A 20,077-nucleotide genomic window follows, 5' to 3' on the forward strand; every position below is an offset into this window, starting at 1 on the left:
GCCGGTAAGCTAAAATTCCGTTTTTGGAAGTGGGAGTAGTTAGGTGTAGGAACTGTGCTTGATCGAAGCGTTTATAGACTCATACGAATAAGAACCTATAAACGCTTGTCATTGGTGCGAAAACCTTTCGGTTGGCGATGTTAACCTCAACTCATTAGCTTGCTTTGGCTAGCTCAACCGTCAAGGTGATAGGAGCTTGCAGGTGAGGGTTAATAGCGGCTCTGAGATCTTCTTCATATTGGTCCAGCCAAGCGTAACGTTGGCGGTATAGCTTTCGTTTTTGGCGTTTAAGCGGCTCAAGATCCTTTCTTGTTGCGCGTAAAGGCAACACGTAAAAGCACTTGTTATGTTGTGCTCCGTTATGCTCTTCCCAAAGCTCATCATATTTTAGGTTGATGTCTTTGCTTTTCTTTCCATAGCGGAATGAGTTTGACACATGGCTCGCTTCGTTGACTGCGTAAATGTGGGTTATACCCAGGTCGGAGGCCATTAGTCTTAGTGTTTCAACGATAAATGACTTAGGTCTTAAGCCGTGCAACGCTTTGGTAAACGCTCGGCTGAACCCGTTATCATTGGCACCCCCTTGAACACCACCGATGTAGATATCATTGTTGAAGACAGAGAATGACAGGGTGTACATCTTATTCAATTGTGAATCAGTCAGCGACAGCGTGAGCTCGCCTTCTTTTCTTGAATTGCGCTCAAAACTGAGATTCAGTAAGTAAGTTTGTTCACCAATTTCTAGCTCTAAAAGGTTGATTCTTTCGTTGTAAATATTGTGTCGAGCTGGAGTGTTGAACGTATTTTCAAACCAGTCGTAATGCTTTGATAAAATTTCAATTTTCTGCTTTTTGCTAAAGCCATTACATAGGTAGGGTGTGACAAACTTAGATAGGAAATTCGGTTGCTTTTTAAATAAGAGTTTTCTCTCATCAGAGTTGAAATTCTCATTCATTCTTTTCGTATCTGAGTAATAAAACAATGCTCGAATTGTAAACTTAGCTATCGCTTTGTACTTGCCCTTGTTTTTATGGACATTAGCGTCAATTCCCATACGAACTACATTCATAATCACCTCAAAAGAAGAAGCATCCCCCGAACACATCCGCGTTGGGTTTTACGTTCTTTACACTCATAAACATCAAGGCTGCGATGATAATGAAAAGTGAAATTTAGGTATGTATGGGTATGTATGACAATGTAATCGGAACAATTACTTAGTGTGTGTATTTTGCGCAGATAGAAACGGCTAGTTCACGGGTACTTGCTGGTTAAACAAAAATGCCACTGCAAAGATGCAGTGGCATTGTTTATCTATCGCTTGTTATCAACGCAGGGCTAAATTAAAGCTCTAACAGTTTGGCCAGTTCACGCTCTTCTAGAAGCTCTTCAATACGTTGTCGAGTTTTAGGTGCTTGGTTTTCTGTTGATTTACCTGCTTTTTTAACGCGACTGCTTTTGGCTTTTTCCTTTGGCGTAGTCATCGTCATTTTCCTTATAGTTCTGCGTTTTAGGGCGCTAGCTTAAAGGTTGCACGACTCTTTTAGCGCTTTACTGGCTTTGAATGCTGGTGTTTTAGATGCAGCGATTTGAATTTCTTCGCCTGTACGTGGGTTACGACCCGTGCGAGCGGCACGAGTGTTTACTTTGAAGCTACCAAATCCAAGGATCGCTACTTCATCACCGTTAGCAAGCGTTGTTGAAATACCTTCTACAAGTGCATTTAGCGCGTTACCCGCTTGTTCTTTTGAAATGTCTGCAGATGTAGCGATGTGTTCAACTAATTGAGATTTGTTCATATTCTTGATTCCTTAGTGAGTAAGGCTGGTGTCTACCTTTGGCACCTAGCTTGAGTGATCTTATCAACACCAAGTACGATATTGTCAGTGATTGGGTAGGGCTTTGTTAAGTAACCAACAAGATCGTTTAGAAAACCATCAATTAAAAGCCTAATACAAGTTGTTGATTTTTAGCGTTTTAAATACGAATAGTAAAAGAGCTATCAGGAATTTTAGAGTTGGAGGGAATGGGTGAGTCATCATCGTGCCAATTATCTGCAACCTGAGTTATTCGTTTTACTTGATGATAGATAAAGCAAAGCCCAGCGAATTGCTGGGCTTAAGGTATTCAGGTTGAGCTGCTCTGAGTGAGCTTATTTATTGGTGACGAAAATTTGCTCTGTCTCTAGTGAGGTCATGTCACGAACTTGGCGCCAGATGTAGTAAAAAATACCTAACATCATTAGTAAGCTTGGAATCGCAATCGCAGGGTAGCTATATAGAGTCAATTTACCGAGTTCTTCATTGAACGCTGCTGTACCAGCAGGGCTAGTAACAATCCAAGTCGCCAGGAAATAGTTCATCGCGGAAGAGAATGCGAACGTGCTAGCGAACATGTAGTTAGACGTCATTAGGCAACGATCAAACTTAGCTTGGTTTCCGAATTGCTTTAAACGCTCTTCAATTAGAGCAATGTTCAGCAATGCAGGCGTGAAAATCACTTTTTGGATGAATGGGTAGCGAGTAAAGGTAGAGCCAAGTACCGCTAGGCCAATTAAGCCAGGGATTAAGGCTTCTTTTAGAGCTAACCAACGCGTGTCTAGTTCGAAGAAACCAATACCACCAGTTAGTAACACGCTGACAAAGCCAAGTGCAGCGATGAAGTTAAATTTCTTGTTACGGATTAACTCCATGCCACCGTAAGCAATAGGGAAGGCGAGTGCGACAAGCAGTGCTAAGCCAGTTCCGAGGTGCTCTTCTCCGCTGAACTTCATTAGGATAAATGATGGAAGAAGGACGTTAAATACGACTTCAAAAAGAGGACTCGATTTTTTGTTTTCAGTGTTACTCATAATATCTAAATACATTGTGTTATGGATTTATTCTCAGTGATTGTTGTTTACCTCGACTGAGATGTAAAGCCTAAAGGGGTCATGCTATGTAACGACATGTGACACCGACGACATTAACGCCGCTTCCGAGTGGTAGATTGAACGTTCGAGGGGGAGTGTGTGAGGTTTGGAGTTACGCCCACTCATCAGGTAACGTTGTGATTACCTGATGAGTGTTAGGGCTCGTGTTAACTCACTCTGTAATCGACCTTTATTTATCGAACATTAAGTTGAAGTTGAGTGGCACCTTATCGGAAAGCGCTAATCCGCCTACCGTTGCTGAAAGTTTGTTTAAGTTGTCGGTCGAAATACCAAAATCTGCGCCATTGACGATGACCGTGGATGTTGAATTCACCATGACAAAACCGTCAGAGGGTACGACCATAACAGGGAAGGCGATGGTTTTGGTCACGCCGTGCAGAGTGACTTCCGCTGCTATCGTCGTATTATTTGGTTCACCTGTTAACAGCGAAGGCTCAACGGACCCTGAGATCTCAACCTCAGGAAAGTTCATAGATTCAAAATACAGCTCGTTTAGCCTTTGATCACGAATAGACACTCCTGTGCTAATACTCATCATGTCCAATACGATTGAAAATTTCCCATCTTCGGTAAGCCCACCGGACGAAGGCTTGATGGAAGCGGGTTCAACAACGAACTGCTTCTTAATGGTTGCGAATGTCACATTCGACAGCTTCGGATCTAATGTGTAGCCGCTTTCTGCAAAAGACTGCGCTGATATGGCGGTGCAAAGAAGCCCGGTCGTTGTAAGTAGTTTTTTCATAAGTTGTCACCACATAATGGATTGCCAGTTGAACAAATAGCGCTGTTCGTATTCTGAACAACTTTGAAAAGTATAGGGGCAAGCTCAGCTCAACACCTTACTCATGCACTAAATTCGGTAGGGGGCACACATGTCATATTGGTACGTATGGAACCATGATCTCTTGAGTTGTTTGAATACGCACTGTTATGTTATAACATCTCCTTGGTTTGTTGTTTTGGCAAACAGAGATATTGCCTCTAGAGAATACGAGCGCGCAGCAAGGAGATGAGATAATGAATGCCGTTTTAGCTGAACCTTTGACAACGAGTTGTAATCAATCGTCAAGTATTGATGGAACGCTAGCTCATAAAGGGCAGAAGGGCCGAAATCCATCTTGTAGTGCAGCTTCATCCCCGACAGTGTTGGCTGACATTTACCAGGATGATATCAATGTCGCGATATGGCAGCGTAACTTTGATGAGAGCTTAGCGTCTGAAATCAATGAATTTATTGCGGCTAACCCAAATTTTAGTAAGTCTGTTAGCGTGTCACCTGCAAACGCTTTCGACAAATTGGAATTCGCTACAGACGGAACGGCTTCAAAAGTCCTGCTAGAAAATATGGCTGAGCTGGTGGACATGTTCTGTTGCTTGTTTGAGCTTGAAGAAGTTGGTCTCCGCTTGGCTGTACTGAACAAGGCAATGTGTCCTCGCTTTCATTTTGACCAAGTACCTTGCCGGTTAGTGACAACCTATCATGGCATTGCGACTCAGTGGCTAGAGAACGATGCGGTTGACCGTTCTAAACTCGGTCGTGGAAGTAATGGTCAGCCAGATTCAGCATCCGGCCTATACAATAATCAATCTGATATCCAACAGATGGCCGCCGGTGATGTTGCGTTATTGAAAGGAGAGCGTTGGAGCGGTAATGAAAACAGAGGCCTTGTCCACCGTTCACCTGTCACTTCATCTGAAGAAGCTCGATTGTTACTGACCATAGACTTCGGTTAGTTCTTTTTGGCGGATGAGATGAGCAAGCAACAGGAGTGTCGCTCGCTCTTTTCATTTAGGCGAAGATTCGAATGCGGTGGCCGTCTGGGTCAACTGCGACAAAGTTGATACCAAACACGGACTCTTCAGGCGCTTGTTCAAATTGTATTCCTTTCTCGCTCCATTCTTTATAAAGGTTTTCTAGAGTATGTTTATCTGTTACTGGCATGGATAGTTCAGTGCCGCCGCCAGTTACTTTGCTTACTGGTGTTAAAGCATCAGATTGCTTGAGGGTGATCTTTACGTTGCTTGCAAAAGTTATGGCAGCAAACGTTGGTGATAGCAGTGTTGGCTCACAGTCAAAGGCTTTGGAATAAAAATCCATGCTGCTGTGAATGTCAGTGACATAAAGGACAAGTGAATCGATAGTAAACATAGCTGCTCCTAGTTAGGTTATCTGGTGTGGTGCTTCTTTGGACAACAGGAATATATCCCTAACTAGTGACAGTTTTTGTCAGTAGCGAATCACTTTGTCTGTAATTCCTTCCATGCTTTGCCACTCTTTGAGTAAGCTATTCCGTGACTTCGAATATTTTTCTTCCAGTTTGGCCCATTTGCTAATTCTATCGAGCCTGAAGTTTCGATAGGCACTGCGTGTTTCACACCAAGCGACCAGCACATAATAGTTTTCAAATACGCCGATCAGCATTGGCCATACGACCCTAGAACTGACTTTTGCCTTGGCGTCTGTGTAGTGAATTTGAGCTTTGTTTTGCTGCTTGATCGCTCGCTTTATCTCCGACAGTTCAAAACTTAAGTCTGTAACCTCAATGATTGAAGCAACACGAATGATATCTTCACTGCGCCTAGCTTGATGGTCAGAAGGGAGCACGGCCGAGATCTTGGCAATCGCATTTCTAGCCGACTCACTAAATTCTCCATTAGCTTGCTTAGCGATCCATTCCGCACCGAGTCGCAACGCTTCTAGCTCTTCCGAGGAGAACATCATTGGTGGCAGAGTAAAGGTAGGTTTGAGCAGGTAGCCCACACCAGCTTCGCCATCGATTTCCGCGCCTTGTGCTTGTAGTGTTGCAATATCACGATAGATGGTACGTGTACTGACATTCAGTTCTTGAGCAAGGTGAGCGGCAGGCACGGGATATTTGTGACAGCGCAATAATTGAAGCAAATCAAAGAGGCGTTGGCTTCGAGACATAAGCAAACTCTATGGACATAACGACTTATAAGATTATTCGAATCATAGGGTAAACGCTAGGTTACCTCCATAGGTAACTGATTTAATGAAAATTGTTTGTTGACTTAGAGTTAGGTTGAAGTTTTACACTCCTTAACGTTAAAAACACAGCTTAATAGGGCAACAGAATGTCACGTAAAAGATTGAAATTTTATAATCCTGAAAAACTTTTTAACCCAACTCCTTTTGGTTTTTGCCATACGGTGAAGACCTCCGCGAACGGAGAGTTTGTTTTTATTTCAGGGCAAAGCGGTGGTGAAGGACTGGAACATGAATTAGACATAGATTTTCGTCGTCAGGTTAAGGTTGTTTTATCTAATCTTGATGTTGCGTTACGGGCACATGACTTAGGTTTTGATGATGTAGCTAAGATTACCGTCCTGATTGTTGATCATGATTCAGATAAACTTCATATCTGGGGCGAAGAAATGCTTAAATGTTGGGCTGAAGAGCGCTTACCCGCGAGCACACTGATCCCAGTTCCGAAACTCGCGTTAGATGGAATGCTAATTGAAGTCGATGCTATAGCTTTTAAATCACAGACTCCTAGTTGTCGTAATCAATAAGACAAAACTGTCAGTACATACCATTTTTACTTTTTATCAGCGTAAATTCTCCGGACAATATTAAACATGCTAAAAAATTATTTAACGTTAATCGCTATTGGGCTGATTTGGGGTTCCCAATTTATTTTCCAAGAAATTTCAATTCAAGGGTTCTCTCCAGTCTGGGTAGGGACACTTCGAGCTGTACTAGGTGCAATGACACTTATTGTTATATGTAAACTTATAAGAGTTAAAAGCATTAGCAATCAGTGGGGGCTTTTTGCTCTTATAGGGCTATTAGAAGCTGCGATCCCTTTTGTTCTTGTGCCTTGGGCACAGCAGAACTTATCTAGTTCAATTACGGCGATATTGATGGGCACACTGCCTTTTTATGCGTTATTGCTATCACCTGTATTTATAAAAGGAGTAAGAATAACTAAGGGAAACGCTGTAAGTGTCATCGTCGGCTTTAGCGGGTTATTGGTCTTATTCTCCCCAGAAATGTTGTCGAATACTGGCAATATAGATTTATTGAGCGCAGCCGGCATAGTTGTTGCGGCCGTGAGTTTCGCAATAGCGCTTTTGTTACTGAACCGTGTTCGAGATGAACATCCATTGATTGTCGCGCGAAATGTACTTTGTATGGCGAGCATTCAACTGATGTTGATTGCGGCTTTGACTTCGCCAATCTTTAGCGTTAAGCCTACCGCTACATCAGTGTTTTCATTGGTTTACTTAGGAGTGATGTGTGCGGGTGTGGTTTATTATCTTTATATGATGAGTATACAAAACGCCGGGCCGGTATTTACTTCAATGACTAACTATCTTGTACCCTCTGTGGGTGTGTTTATTGGAGTATTACTTGCGAATGAGCCTGTACACCCCACAACATGGTTAGCGTTGGTTATCATATTATCTGCACTGTTTATCAATCAAAAGCTCGCCGAAAACCGTTAGCGGCTGTTTAGAAATATGTAAATTCATTTCTTTAAAAGTGAACATGAATTGCGTAAGTCACGTCTCTATAGATAGGAATTAAAAGGTCTCGTAACGACGAGATCTTTTGTGTGGGGCTGTGATTGATGTTGAAGCGATACGCGCGGCATTTACCAATCACATGATACTGATGAATTAATATGGGAGCCTTAGCGTATGATGTTCGACCTTTTGGTTTGATCTGGATCTATCTTTCGGCTCACATATACCTTAAATACAATATCTTAGGGCATTTTATAATTTATTTTAATATGTAAAATATATCAGCTTGCTTTCAGCGTGGGAACGGTCCTGTTTCCAGCGCTATTTATACAAAAATTATAGGTTTCCTATGTTAAAGAAACTCTCACTTAAGAATAAGCTGGCGATTTCTGCCAGTCTGGCCATCATCCTGGGGGGGATTTTGGTTGAAGCACTGTCATTTCGTGCTTCATTGCAGCGTTTGGATACAGAAGTTGAACAGCGTTTAGAAGGTGCATCGGCTTCATACAATCAATACGTATCGGATTGGATCTTATCCAAAGAGCGTGCGCTTACTTCTCTGTCTCAAGAGTCTCAAAAGGAGAGTTTGGTTACTCACCTGAAACAGGTTCGCGATTCAGGCTCTTTTGATAATGTCTTCTTAGCGTATCCTGATGGCTCACAAGAAAATGCCAATGGGGTAGTGTTACCACCGGGTAATGATGATCCTCGTTTGTGGGGCTGGTATACCAATGCGGTTGCTAATCCAAGTAAGGTTTTCATGGACAACCCTACGGTTGCGGCTGCAACGGGAGCGAATGTAGTGTCACTAGGCACCGCAATGCAACTGCATGGCCAACAGGTCGTATTGGGCGCGGATGTTGAAATAACCGATATTCTAAATAGCCTTGAGCAAGTAATTCTTCCAGGTGAAGGTTACATGTTTATCGCGACCAACAAGGGCACGGTTTACACGCACGCAGACACTAAGCTACTGAACAAAGATATCAGCTCACTTGGTTTGAACTTTTCAGATGTGCAAAAGGCGTTGGTAAGCGGTAAGGACATCTCTATTGAGTTGAACGGTACTGACTATGTGCTGTATGCGCGTGCAATTGATGGAACCAATCTAATTACGATTAGCGTAGTGAATCATGACTCTTTAGTGGCACCACTCTTTGACGCTGTTATCGGTCAAGTGTTGGTGACATTGCTAGTAGTGGTGGTTTGTACGGTACTATTTAATTTGCTTTGTACCATTCTATTCCGTCCACTGAATCATGTGTCTCAAGCTCTGGCGCAAATTGTGAACGGCAGTGGTGACTTAACTCAACGCATTCATGTTGATAATCAAGATGAAGTGGGCGAGCTTGCTCAGAACTTCAATACGTTTGTCGGCAGCTTACAGCAGTTGATAGGTCATATCCGCGGACAATCAGAGCAGCTCAACAGTCAGTCAGAGCAAAGTGCTCAGCGTGCGAACCGCTCTGTGGATGAGCTAAACCACCAGCAGCAAGAAATCACTATGGTCGCGACGGCGGTAACTGAAATGGCCTGTGCAACTCAAGAGATTGCATCACATGCCGAGCAAACAGCGAAAGCTGCACAAGACTCAGCGACAAACACTAACAGTGGTCACGCTCTGGTTGTCGACACTAAAGGCTCAATCAATAACTTGGCCAATGAAGTGAACGAAGCGGGCAACGTGATCAGCGAGCTAAACAAGCACGCTCAAGAGATCTCAACAGTATTAGCGACAATCCAAGGCATTGCAGAGCAAACTAACTTACTTGCTTTGAATGCAGCGATTGAAGCTGCTCGTGCTGGCGAACAAGGTCGTGGCTTTGCTGTGGTTGCTGATGAAGTACGTGTGCTTTCGCAGCGTACTCACTCTTCAACAGAAGAGATCAAATCAACGATTGATATCCTACAGCGCACAACGACCCAAGCCGTTGAGCTGATGGAAAGTAGTTCTAAACTGGCAATACATTCAGTAGAAGATGCCGACAGAGCTTCGCATGCGCTTGAAGAGATCAATACGGCAGTTGCTTTGATTAGCGATATGGCGACTCAAATCGCCACGGCTGCTGAAGAGCAAACACACGTGACTGGTGAAATTACCCAGAACGTGACGACCATTAAAGATGTCACTGACCACTTAGTTGTGGGCGCGCAGGACAGCTTAACTGAGTCGAACGAACTTAAGAGCCAAGCCGCTGGTTTAAGTGACAAAGTGGCGACTTTTAAGCTTGCTTAACGGTCTTGTTCTCTGATGCCTGATCAGTGAATGAACAGTAAGCAATAAGCCAAAGCGACGTAGATTACGTCGCTTTTTTTGTGGCGATTGTTAGACGGTAGAACAAGATAAGTCACTGAATTAATCGAGTAGATGATGGCACATCAGTTCAATAAAACTGACTGGCGATTCAAGCATTGGGGTATGTGACACGCATTCAAGCTCAATGAGTTCTAATGATTTAAACGCCCCTCCTAAATCCAGCCAAGTGCTCAAAGGTGCGATACTGAAATCGAGTTCGCCAATAGCAACAATAACTTCTAGCTGATTGACCATAGGCAGAGTCGCTACATCTATACTGTTAAAAATATCCCCCCATAGTGCGTCAAGTACTGTTGTGTTGGTGTGTACTCGTTCCCAAAGGGGAAGTTCATTAAAGCTAGGATCTGCCCAGCGCATAGGGCTTAATCGATTACATAGATGGACAAACTTTTTATGTGGTTCTTTGTTTATGTCGTGTTCGAGCTTTCCAATATTTTGTTTAAATAGGCGCTTTCGTTCACCTGACGCATGACTTTCCCAGTGTGAAAACTGTTTGGCTTTCATCTCTTCAGATAAGCTTGGTGATGCTCCAAAAATCATAACCTTCTCAATATGAATATTGGAAGAACTGGCGAAGTGAAGCGCCATGTAAGCATGCCCTGAATGACCAAGAACAAAGGCTTTTCGTATATTAAAACTCTCGCAGATAGCTTCAATATCGTCAGAGATAATATCTAAATTAATTGTCTGGTTATCTTTTCCCGTTAAAGCAAACCCACGATGGTCTAGATATAGGCAGGTAAAGTAGTCGTGTAGCGCTTTCGGTATTACTCGCTTGTAGTAATCAACACTACCAATAATCAATAAATTTGGTCCTTCGCCGTGTTGTTCGGCTTTAAGTTGATACCCATCGCGCTTGAAGATTGTCTGGTTTTTAGTTTTCATCACTCTTAACTCACATCGTTTTTTTGAACCTTATCGCGATAGATAATCCTGATAAATAGGCTAATATGAGATTCAGTATTGGTAGTTTTGGGATAATAAGATTGGAAAGGATCGATAACGCTTGGTTAAACTCATTCCTTTGTGTGTATGAACAGAACAGCTTCATCAAGGCTTCGGAGCGCTTGTTAATTCCGAGCTCTACGGTAAGTCGTCATGTTCAACAACTTGAAAATGAGATTGGCAATAAACTGTTTTATCGGACTACCCGCAAGGTTACGCCAACCTCAGCGGGCGAGATTCTGTATAACGAGATAAGAGAGCCGCTTCGTCGCCTGAGTCAGACGTTGCAAAGCCTCACCATTTCAACTGAATCAGTAAAAGGAAGTATTCGCTTAAGCACGCCAGACGTTCCGTTCATTGGCGATGTTCTTGCTGATTTTGTGGTCGACTATCCCAATATATCTCTGTTCTGTGAACACAGTACGTCCATCGAAAGCGCACTCAACAGTGACCCAGATATCGTGATTAGCTTTGAGCGAGGATCGCTGGATGATAGGGATTGGATTTCTCGTCCTTTATGCCAATGGGAGAGTGCTGTTTTGGCTTCTCCAACTTGTTTGGTGGAACACGGTTCTCCAAGTAAAATTGAAGAGTTAAGAGCGTTGCCATGTATCTCTAGCTATAAAGCTTTTGGCGGCAACCCTTGGGTCTTTAGCAGGACAAAAGACGACTCGAAGGGCTTGGATATCAAGTCAAATATTAATGTCGATGGTGGGTTTATCGCGAAAGCCGCTGCGATCCGCGGGCTTGGTTTTGTTGCTTTACCAAGAGAGTTTTGTCGTGAGGAAATAGAGCGGGGCACATTGGTTGAACAGTACTTAGATGACCAATTAGCGCCCCTGACGATATATATTCATTACCGTTCGATGAGTTATCACACACATCTAACTAAGCTGTTAGTCAACTTCATACGTGAACGAGCAAACTGATCGAGTTATTCGGCTTCTGAAAACTCTCTAAGCGCGCTCATTGCGGCTTCAGCTTTGTCTTTCTGAACGAAGATATGGTCGTGGTAATAGCCAGCAATCACGTTGGCGCTAATACCGTATGAACCAAGCTTTGTGGCGAAAGCAGCGGTTAACCCAACCGCTTCAAGGCTTGAGTGTACAGACAAAGTAATCAAGCTAAACACACCATCGAAACTTAACTGCGCTTGAGTCGCCACTTCTTCTGTTAGTACTAAAGTTAACCCTTCTTTTTCTCGAAAGGTCGCCATCGGATTGAGGTGGACATAGTCGGCTAATTCTCCCTCTACCGTACAGAAAACATAGTTGCCTTCAATGAGTTCTGGTGACATGGACTTTAGCAGAATGTTTAAATCGGTAATGGCGGTCATCGTCTTTTTCCCTGCGTAATCGCGTTTGTTTATGGTGTTGGATAGTGCAGTCAAGATAGAGGTAAGCTGTCGGCGAGTACAATTAATAATATTTATTCACTATAAGCACGACTAATCGCCCGTAATTTTAATTCTGTATTTTTCGGTTTTTGCAGCGTTTTGGTGTGTTATGTGTCAATAGTGAAGATCATTCCGCTTCCATATACCATTTTTAACCAACCATTCGACTTTTGTTAAAATTAGAGCTTTTGATCAAATTATATAAAATGTGATTGCATAAGCTTTTCAAAATAGTTTGCCCCCACTCGAAGTTCCTAGTGAGATGAATATAAATTAATAAGCAATCTCATTTTTATTGTCTTAGGTTGAATTTGTAACACTGTTGCTTCACGTATTGAGCGTATAACGCTAGCTGTCTGCATTTTCGTGTTTGTCGTAGGTAACAACCAACAAACCTAAAATATCAAGGAACAAGCTATGTTAAAGAAAGTATTAAGTTGTTGTATTGCAGCCACATTTGGTATTTATTCTGCATCAAGTTTGGCTCAAGGTTCGGCTTTAAATTCAACTGAAAACTTACAACAACCTATTGCTCCACTGATGTTGGCTTCATCAGATGATGCGATCACTGATCGTTATATTGTTGTATTGAAACAACCGCAGATGCTAATGAATGACGCGGCTGGATTACAGCAGTTCACTCAACAAACGGTAGGCCAGATGGCCAATTCGTTTTCAATCAAAACAGACGATGTTTTTGATAGCTCCATTATTGGCTTTGTGGCAAATCTAGACGCACTTCAATTAAAGCAACTCAGACGTGATTCTCGCGTTGAATATATAGAACAAGACCAAATACTCAGTATCGATCCTGTTGCTTCAAATGAAGCCGTTCAAAGTAACGCGATTTGGGGGCTAGACCGAATAGATCAAAGAAGTCTTCCTTTGGATCGAAACTATAATGCCAATTTTGATGGCTCTGGTGTAACAGCATACGTGATTGATACGGGCGTTAATAATAATCATGAGGAATTCGGCGGGCGCTCGGTTTCTGGCTATGATTTCGTGGATAATGATGCTGATTCGAGTGACTGTAATGGGCATGGTACCCACGTTGCAGGAACGATTGGCGGTAGCCAGTACGGTGTGGCTAAAAATGTCGATATTGTTGGGGTAAGAGTACTTAGCTGTTCGGGCTCAGGAACCACATCTGGCGTAATATCTGGTGTGGACTGGGTTGCTCAAAATGCATCAGGGCCTTCAGTCGCAAATATGAGCTTAGGTGGCGGTCGTTCAACCGCATTGGATAGTGCGGTACAAGGCGCAATTCAATCTGGAGTGAGCTTTATGTTGGCAGCGGGTAACTCAAATGCCGATGCGTGTAATACATCACCAGCTCGTGTACCAAGTGGTGTGACGGTGGGCTCAACAACCAGCTCTGATTCACGTTCAAGTTTCTCGAACTGGGGCAGCTGTGTTGATCTATTCGCACCGGGATCTCAAATTAAGTCTGCTTGGTATGATGGCGGCTATAAAACGATTAGTGGAACTTCCATGGCGACGCCACATGTTGCCGGCGTTGCAGCCTTGTACTTACAGGAAAACAACGGCTTAACACCGCTTCAACTCGCAGGGTTACTGAACTCAAGAGCCTCGGAGAATAAGGTTTCTGACACAAGAGGAACCACCAATAAACTGCTGTATAGTTTGACTGATAGTGGTTGTGAACCGGATTGCGGTGGTCCAACACCTGGACCAGATCCAGATGGAAAACTAGTCTCTGGCGTGCCGGTTAATGGACTGAGTGGCAGTCGAGGACAAAAGGACTACTTCTACATGGACTTGGAACAGGGTCAACAGCTGACAGTGGTCACCATTGGTGGCACAGGCGATGCGGATCTGTATCTACGTTTCGGGGATAAACCAACGCTTAGTACGTGGGACTGCCGACCTTACCGATCGGGCAACAGCGAGACTTGTACGGTGAATGTCACCCAAAGCGGCAGATATCACGTGATGTTGAATGCATACTCGGCGTACAGTGGTTTGACGCTTCAAGCAAACTTTTAAATTTAGGTTTGAACAATGGTTTCAAAAAGTCACTCACTAGTTTAGTCAGTTCAGAAGACTGATAGCCAAAGCCCACCTTGTTGTGGGTTTTGTTTTTGGTTTGTAGGAGGCAACAAAAGGATATGGCGTTGCTTGCTTTGGTTGATAAGCAGGAATTGGCGGTACTTCGACGAACTTTCGGTTACGTCTCAGAAAAGCTCGAAGTTTGTATGCTAGATTTAATAGTGATACACAACTGGAGATATCGATGATCTGGCTTTCGGTGAAAGTACTACAGATTGGACTTGTCTACGGATACACGAAGTATCAACAAACAAAAAGAGCTCCAGTGTAGGGCAATGTAGATCAGATAAGGATCGGTTGACCGATCCTTCTTCTGAGAGATAATCGGAAGCCTGTTTCTAGGCTTCCGATTTTTTATGTCTATCCAAAACTATTTTGTCGATTTCCTCGAAGAAAATCCTGTTGATGTAGCTCAACTCACCACTTTCTCTGAACATATCCCAGATGAATGGGTTGTTAAGGCAGCTAGTCTTTCTGATAAAGCGACTATTCGCCGACGTCGACTACCAAGTGACATGGTCTTGTGGTTAATTGTCGGCATGGCCTTCTTCCGTAATGAACCAATTGCCGAAGTCGCACGAAGAATGAATGTCTGTGCGGATGGCTTGGCTGATGAAGAGTTATTAGCAAAAAGTGCTTTAACCCAGGCAAGACAACGTTTAGGCAGTGCTGCACCAGAGTGGTTGTTTAAACAATGTGGGCGAACGTGGGGTCTTGAACGATACCGTGATGATACGTGGCAAGGATTACAAGTTTTTGCTGTAGACGGTGCTCTTTTTCGCACCGCGGATACGCCCGAACTTAGAGAGCACTTTGGCTCGGGTAATACCTCGAGTAGCAGGCAGACACCACATCCAATGCTAAGAGTTGTGACTATGATGAATGTCCGTTCTCATGTCATCGTTGACGCTGCCATAAGCCCTTATCGGCGTGGTGAAATCCCACTTGCTATGCCCTTCATCGACTCTTTACCAGATAACTCTGTGACGTTACTAGATAAAGGTTTTTACGGTGCAGACTTACTTCTCTCTCTTCAAAATAGCGGTATTAATAGACATTGGTTGATACCAGCAAGGAAAGGGTTGAAATACACACTTTTAGATGAAGAAGAAAGCAATGATATGCTCATCGAAATGAACGTCTCACCGCAAGCTCTCAAAAAGAACCCTAGTTTACCTGAAAAATGGCAAGTCAGAGCGGTGACCTATGAAGTACAAGGTAAGCAGAAAACTGTTTTTACATCCCTTCCAAGAGCAGACTACGACGCGAAAGCGGTAGCCGAACTTTATCATGAACGTTGGGAAATCGAATTAGGTTATCGTGATATCAAAAGCTCAATGCAACACAATGCCTTAGTATTACGCAGTAAAACAGTAAACCTTGTTTATCAAGAACTCTGGGGGCTGTTGCTTGGTTATAATTTGGTAAGACGTGAAGCAAGTCAGGCAGCAGTTGAACATGGAAGAATGCCGAATGAAATTAGCTTTAAATACGCTTGTCAGTTTATAGCGAGCCAACTGAAGGTGATGAGTAAAGCGATATCGCCAGGCAATACACCTAAGCGTTTAAAGAGTCTAAGGGGAGACTTATCAGTCCTCTTTATAGACAAACGCCCTAAGCCTAATCGGCCTAGGGCGGTAAAAATATCAAAGACTCGCTACCCAATTAATCGCAAAGCAGCTCCGCTTAAGTGAACTACATTGCCAGTGTAGGGGCTCTTTTCTTTTGTTTTTCGAATAAACGCGTTTTATGTTGCGTGGTAAGGAAAGAAAAATCGGTTCTGTCCGGTTTAATAACGAGTAGCTAAATGACTTCCCCTTAATACCTCTTAACCGATAAGCGAAAGTATGTTGAAAATTGAACCCATTACACCTCACATTGGCGCTCGTATTCATGGATTAAATCTTTCGGATTGTAGTGAGAGTGAACTCGATGATGTGTACAAAGCACTTGTTACTTATCAAGTCATTTTCTTGGATGAACAAAGCCTCTCGCCTGAACAACACTTAGCACTTGCAAAACGGTTTGGAGATCTCGAACCCGCTCATCCTTTCTTTCCGAGTGTAGAACAAGTTCCGCAAGTCAGTGTGATAGAAACTACTCGAGGTAATGCGCCAATGGAGAGTTATTGGCATACCGACTTAACGTGGCGGGAGCTGCCATCTAAAGCCTCTCTATTACATGCTCAACATGTACCGGATATCGGTGGCGACACGATTTGGTGTTCAATGACCGCAGTGTTTGATTCATTAGATGAAAGCATGAAAGACAAGCTAAGGGGCTTATCGGCAACGCATTCTTTAGTCGCATTTGAGGGTATTGAATCGGACCAAATCGAGCTAGATTGGCATAAGTCGCTGCTGAAAACTGCGCAAGAAAACCCGCCGGTGGTACATCCCTTAGTGCAAGTTCATCCAGAAACGGGCAAAGAGACGTTATATATCAACGAGCAATTTACCCGTTACATCAATGAGCTTGAGCGTGAAGAAAGTGATTCATTACTTAGCCAGTTGTTTGAAATTGCACGACGACCAGAATATCAAGTGCGTTTTAAATGGAACAAGGGCTCAATGGCGATATGGGACAACAGGGTCACTCAGCATTATGCCGTTATTGATTATGGTGATACTCCACGAAAAATGCACCGGGTAACAGTCACCTAACGTTGTAAATCAAGCCCAAGACGAAGCGACTAAATATTTTGACTCATCGATTAATGTGATTTACTTTTAGCGCTAATGTTCAACTCAAGACAAATACAAGGAGGATTTTTATGAAAGTGTGTGAATTTAACTTCGCGCATATTTTTTGGTACGACCAAAACTCAAGTTTTAACACTATCGTGCTGCGATAACCAAAACTTGAGCGAAGCATTTCAATATAACCTTCAATAGAGTTTCTTCACTCTAGTTTACTTGGTTGTTGTCAGCGAATGACGACAGCGCTTTGTTGCGCTTGAAACTTGAGTAAACAAATGACTACATTAATATCTACATCATCCATTTCTTACGATCTAACATCATACCGCCTATTTGATGGGCTTTCCTTTACCATTAAAAAAGGCGACCGCATTGGCCTTATCGGCAGTAATGGCTGTGGAAAAAGTACTTTATTACGTCTGTTAAACAAAGATTTACCTGACTTTGTGGGGAATGTTTCCTTTGCTTCGAATGCTGTAGTTGCTTTGATTGAGCAACACCTACCCAAGCGACTGTTGAGCCTCTCAATGCTTGATGCTGTGACCGATAACCTTCCTTTAAACATGCAGCAAACAGAACAATGGCGAGCGCAAATTACTCTTTCTAATTTAGGGTTTGATGAAAGCTATTGGAACCAGCCTGTAGGCACTTTAAGTGGTGGTCAATACGCGCGAGTGTTAGTCGCGAGAGCATTGATTCTTGAGCCAGATGTCCTGTTGCTAGATGAACCAAGTAACCACTTAGATCTACCGACGTTACTTTGGTTAGAGCAGTTTCTGAAAGATTGGAGAGGGACGTTTGTCATGGTTTCGCATGATCAACGATTACTCGACCACGTCACCGATTCTACTTGGGTGTTACGTGACAAAAGGATACTTAGCTTTAGCCAAAAATGCACCGAAGCTAGAAAAGCACTGGAAGATAAAGATCGAACGGATGCTGAAAGGCAACAAGCAGAAAAGAAAGAGATCGACCGCATCGAAAAGAGCGCTCATCGTTTAGCGATTTGGGGGCGTGACTTTGACAATGAAGGTCTGTCACGAAAAGCAAAAAGCATGGAAAAGCGAGCCGAAGGGTTACGCTCGACCATGACTCGTTTAGACTCCGTTGAACCATGGACACTAAGTTTGTCCGGTGAATCCATGAAGGCCAATCGACTACTTGAATTGTCGGAGGTGCCAATTAGTGCCGCTGATGACCAAGCGCCACTGTTTGAAGTGCTGTTCCAACAGATAAAGAGCGGTGACCGTGTTGCTGTGCTAGGCAAAAATGGGGCGGGTAAGTCATCGCTTCTGAAAGTACTGTGGGCGAATTATCAGGCGTGTCAACTTGGAGATAATGATTATTTTCACCCCAATGCTGAAGTCGGGTACTACGATCAAAGCTTGCACCAATTACGTGATGACCATTCACTACTGGATTCACTTTACTCATTTTATCCTGTGTCTCAGGAAGCTAGAAAAATGGCTTTGATTAGCGCGGGTTTTTCCTACGAAAGACACGAGCAAAAGATCGCTGAGCTGAGTGGTGGAGAGCGTTCTCGACTGCTGTTCGTTGGGCTATCGCTAGCGAAGTATCACTTCCTGTTGTTGGATGAGCCCACTAACCACCTTGATATTGAAGGCAAAGAAGAGCTGGCGAATTGCTTAACACAATTCGAAGGGGGGCTACTGTTGGTTAGTCATGATCGAGAGTTGATCGAAAAATCATGCAATCGATTCTGGTATATCAATGAAGGTCAACTTGTGGAAATGACTTACTTAGATGCGGTGTATGAGGCGATGTCTGTCAGCCATCAAGGTCATAACGTGGAACCTTGCTCTGCGTCGATTCAGTCTAACTCTAAAGCCTGTGTCGATTCAGGTTCTGAGCTGCTTAAAACAGATGAGCAGATTTCGCAAAATGATGAAGAGTGCCTTTTAGAAAGGCTATTAGAGCTCGAAGAATTACTCAGTAAGGATCAAGCTCGTAAAGCAAAGCATCAGAAGCCTGATCTGCAAATGAAATGGCAACAAGAAATAGTTCGGATTAATGCGATGTTGGGACTGAACTAGCCCAGTTTGTAATCCAGTAGGCATCACAATGCTCAATATCTATTGTTGAGTAGGATTCGGCTCTTTAGTGCTGCATTGGCTAAAGAGCCTTTTGTTACGACTTAATATAGAATTAAACACAACAGTTAAGTCAGTCTCGCAATCTCAATCAGGCGAGCTTAACGCCTCGTCGGTATTATCTCTCCGAATTCTTTATTGGGTAACAAAAATGAATGTAGCGAAACATCACGAGCGACGAATACGAAATGTGTGTGACTTCATTGATAGACATTTGGATGAGTCATTAACTTTGGATCAGCTGAGCTCAGTGGCGGCGAGTTCAAAGTACCACTTTCACCGGATCTTTAAGTCGTTTATGGGGATTAGCACTATTCAGTATGTGTTGTTTGCTCGGTTAAAGCGCGCTTCTTTTCGTTTAGCTTTTGAGCCCGAGTACAGTGTCACCGATATTGCATTGGAGGCTCACTTTGAGAGTCTTGAAGCATTCTCTCGAGCATTTTCGAGGCACTTTGAGCAGACACCTTCTCAATTTAGAAAACAACCAAACTGGCCATATTGGCGTTCAAAGTATGAGTTTAACTCACCAAAGAGTGGAGAAAAGATAATGGATGTGAAAGTCGTCGATTTTTACGAGACAGAGGTTGCACTGATTGAGCATAAAGGAAGCCCAAAGCTGGTTTACAATACTGCTGCTAAATTTATTGATTGGAGGAAGTCGACGGGTTTTTCTCCGGTAAAAACCAGTGACACATTTGGTGTGGCTTATTCTGACCCTTCAGATACCCCTGAAGATGAATATCGCTTTGATATTTGCGGAAGCCATAACGGGGATGTCCCAGAAAATGTCTTTGGTGTTAAGAGGGGGATCATTCCGGGCGGTCGTTGTGCTGTAGCTGTTCATAAGGGCAACCATGATTTAATCGCTGACACGGTCAGCTACTTATATCGTGAGTGGTTACCTAAGAGTGGCGAATCTTTGAGGGATTTTCCGTGCTTTTTCCAGTACCTTAATCTAGTCCATGAGGTGGATGAATGTGATTTGCTTACTAACATCTACCTGCCGATACGCTAGCTTTATGTGTCACAGATAACAAAAAATGAAATCATATTAGGCCTCGTATTAACGAGGTCTTCATGTATTTGGCAGCAGAGTTGAAACAGATTAAATGC

19 protein-coding genes are annotated in these 20,077 nt (G+C 43.2%); 10 read left to right on the forward strand and 9 right to left on the reverse strand.

Going from position 1 to position 20,077, the window contains the following annotated elements; all coding sequences use genetic code 11:
- Nucleotides 1-154 precede the first annotated feature (154 nt).
- The 5 genes from OCV52_RS06680 to OCV52_RS06700 all read right to left on the reverse strand — a co-directional run bounded on the left by OCV52_RS06680 (nt 155) and on the right by OCV52_RS06700 (nt 3,674).
- A complete protein-coding gene (locus OCV52_RS06680) occupies nt 155-1,069 on the reverse strand; it encodes a VirK/YbjX family protein (protein ID WP_137408416.1) in 915 nt (304 codons plus the stop codon).
- A gap of 274 nt (nt 1,070-1,343) precedes the next feature.
- Nucleotides 1,344-1,484, reverse strand: coding sequence for a hypothetical protein (locus OCV52_RS06685; RefSeq protein WP_162884293.1), 141 nt, complete (start codon nt 1,482-1,484; stop codon nt 1,344-1,346).
- A gap of 39 nt (nt 1,485-1,523) precedes the next feature.
- Nucleotides 1,524-1,799, reverse strand: a complete 276-nt coding sequence (locus OCV52_RS06690; protein ID WP_137408415.1) for an HU family DNA-binding protein — start codon at nt 1,797-1,799, stop codon at nt 1,524-1,526.
- A gap of 353 nt (nt 1,800-2,152) precedes the next feature.
- Nucleotides 2,153-2,851 (reverse strand): VC0807 family protein, encoded by a 699-nt coding sequence (locus tag OCV52_RS06695; RefSeq protein WP_004741780.1) that lies wholly within the window; start codon nt 2,849-2,851, stop codon nt 2,153-2,155.
- A gap of 250 nt (nt 2,852-3,101) precedes the next feature.
- Entirely contained in the window at nt 3,102-3,674 is a 573-nt protein-coding gene (locus tag OCV52_RS06700) for a YceI family protein (RefSeq protein WP_137408414.1), read from the reverse strand.
- A 275-nt stretch (nt 3,675-3,949) separates the two neighbouring features.
- On the opposite strand from OCV52_RS06700, the gene OCV52_RS06705 reads away from it, so the two are divergent.
- Complete coding sequence (locus tag OCV52_RS06705) at nt 3,950-4,666, forward strand: DUF1826 domain-containing protein (protein ID WP_137408413.1); 717 nt, start codon at nt 3,950-3,952, stop codon at nt 4,664-4,666.
- A gap of 55 nt (nt 4,667-4,721) precedes the next feature.
- Here OCV52_RS06705 and OCV52_RS06710 read toward each other — a convergent pair whose 3' ends face one another.
- Both OCV52_RS06710 and OCV52_RS06715 read right to left on the reverse strand, forming a co-directional pair.
- The gene (locus OCV52_RS06710) at nt 4,722-5,081 is read right to left on the reverse strand and encodes a VOC family protein (RefSeq protein ID WP_137408412.1); all 360 of its coding nucleotides are present in this window, start codon (nt 5,079-5,081) and stop codon (nt 4,722-4,724) included.
- 78 nt (nt 5,082-5,159) lie between these two features.
- The gene (locus OCV52_RS06715) at nt 5,160-5,861 is read right to left on the reverse strand and encodes a helix-turn-helix transcriptional regulator (protein ID WP_137408411.1); all 702 of its coding nucleotides are present in this window, start codon (nt 5,859-5,861) and stop codon (nt 5,160-5,162) included.
- A 167-nt stretch (nt 5,862-6,028) separates the two neighbouring features.
- On the opposite strand from OCV52_RS06715, the gene OCV52_RS06720 reads away from it, so the two are divergent.
- From OCV52_RS06720 to OCV52_RS06730, 3 genes are all read left to right on the forward strand, one after another.
- Nucleotides 6,029-6,466, forward strand: a complete 438-nt coding sequence (locus tag OCV52_RS06720; protein ID WP_137408410.1) for a RidA family protein — start codon at nt 6,029-6,031, stop codon at nt 6,464-6,466.
- A 66-nt stretch (nt 6,467-6,532) separates the two neighbouring features.
- Nucleotides 6,533-7,402 carry a DMT family transporter gene (locus tag OCV52_RS06725; RefSeq protein ID WP_137408409.1) on the forward strand — a complete coding sequence of 290 codons (870 nt, stop codon included), beginning with the start codon at nt 6,533-6,535 and terminating at the stop codon, nt 7,400-7,402.
- A 370-nt stretch (nt 7,403-7,772) separates the two neighbouring features.
- The gene (locus OCV52_RS06730; RefSeq protein WP_137408408.1) at nt 7,773-9,659 is read left to right on the forward strand and encodes a methyl-accepting chemotaxis protein; all 1,887 of its coding nucleotides are present in this window, start codon (nt 7,773-7,775) and stop codon (nt 9,657-9,659) included.
- Between the two features lie 120 nt (nt 9,660-9,779).
- Here the strand turns inward: OCV52_RS06730 and OCV52_RS06735 are convergent, their stop codons facing one another.
- Nucleotides 9,780-10,625 (reverse strand): alpha/beta hydrolase, encoded by an 846-nt coding sequence (locus tag OCV52_RS06735; protein WP_137408407.1) that lies wholly within the window; start codon nt 10,623-10,625, stop codon nt 9,780-9,782.
- 143 nt (nt 10,626-10,768) lie between these two features.
- Between OCV52_RS06735 and OCV52_RS06740 the strand changes: the two genes are divergently transcribed.
- Nucleotides 10,769-11,614, forward strand: a complete 846-nt coding sequence (locus OCV52_RS06740; RefSeq protein WP_315973359.1) for a LysR family transcriptional regulator — start codon at nt 10,769-10,771, stop codon at nt 11,612-11,614.
- Between the two features lie 5 nt (nt 11,615-11,619).
- Here OCV52_RS06740 and OCV52_RS06745 read toward each other — a convergent pair whose 3' ends face one another.
- Nucleotides 11,620-12,021 (reverse strand): ACT domain-containing protein, encoded by a 402-nt coding sequence (locus OCV52_RS06745; protein WP_102431758.1) that lies wholly within the window; start codon nt 12,019-12,021, stop codon nt 11,620-11,622.
- Between the two features lie 477 nt (nt 12,022-12,498).
- Between OCV52_RS06745 and OCV52_RS06750 the strand changes: the two genes are divergently transcribed.
- The 5 genes from OCV52_RS06750 (at nt 12,499) to OCV52_RS06770 (ending at nt 19,979) form a co-directional block, all read left to right on the forward strand.
- Nucleotides 12,499-14,091 carry a S8 family peptidase gene (locus tag OCV52_RS06750; protein WP_137408405.1) on the forward strand — a complete coding sequence of 531 codons (1,593 nt, stop codon included), beginning with the start codon at nt 12,499-12,501 and terminating at the stop codon, nt 14,089-14,091.
- Between the two features lie 419 nt (nt 14,092-14,510).
- On the forward strand, nt 14,511-15,848 hold the full coding sequence (locus OCV52_RS06755) for an IS4 family transposase (protein ID WP_137409200.1): 1,338 nt from the start codon (nt 14,511-14,513) through the stop codon (nt 15,846-15,848).
- Between the two features lie 153 nt (nt 15,849-16,001).
- Nucleotides 16,002-16,817, forward strand: coding sequence for a TauD/TfdA dioxygenase family protein (locus OCV52_RS06760; RefSeq protein WP_137409072.1), 816 nt, complete (start codon nt 16,002-16,004; stop codon nt 16,815-16,817).
- Nucleotides 16,818-17,128: 311 nt separating this feature from the next.
- Nucleotides 17,129-18,907: an ABC-F family ATP-binding cassette domain-containing protein gene (locus OCV52_RS06765; protein ID WP_137409071.1), complete on the forward strand. Its 1,779-nt coding sequence runs from the start codon at nt 17,129-17,131 to the stop codon at nt 18,905-18,907.
- Nucleotides 18,908-19,115: 208 nt separating this feature from the next.
- Nucleotides 19,116-19,979 carry an AraC family transcriptional regulator gene (locus OCV52_RS06770; protein ID WP_102426347.1) on the forward strand — a complete coding sequence of 288 codons (864 nt, stop codon included), beginning with the start codon at nt 19,116-19,118 and terminating at the stop codon, nt 19,977-19,979.
- Nucleotides 19,980-20,077: the final 98 nt, after the last annotated feature.

It is taken from the genome of Vibrio chagasii, from assembly GCF_024347355.1.
Classification (GTDB): domain Bacteria; phylum Pseudomonadota; class Gammaproteobacteria; order Enterobacterales; family Vibrionaceae; genus Vibrio; species Vibrio chagasii.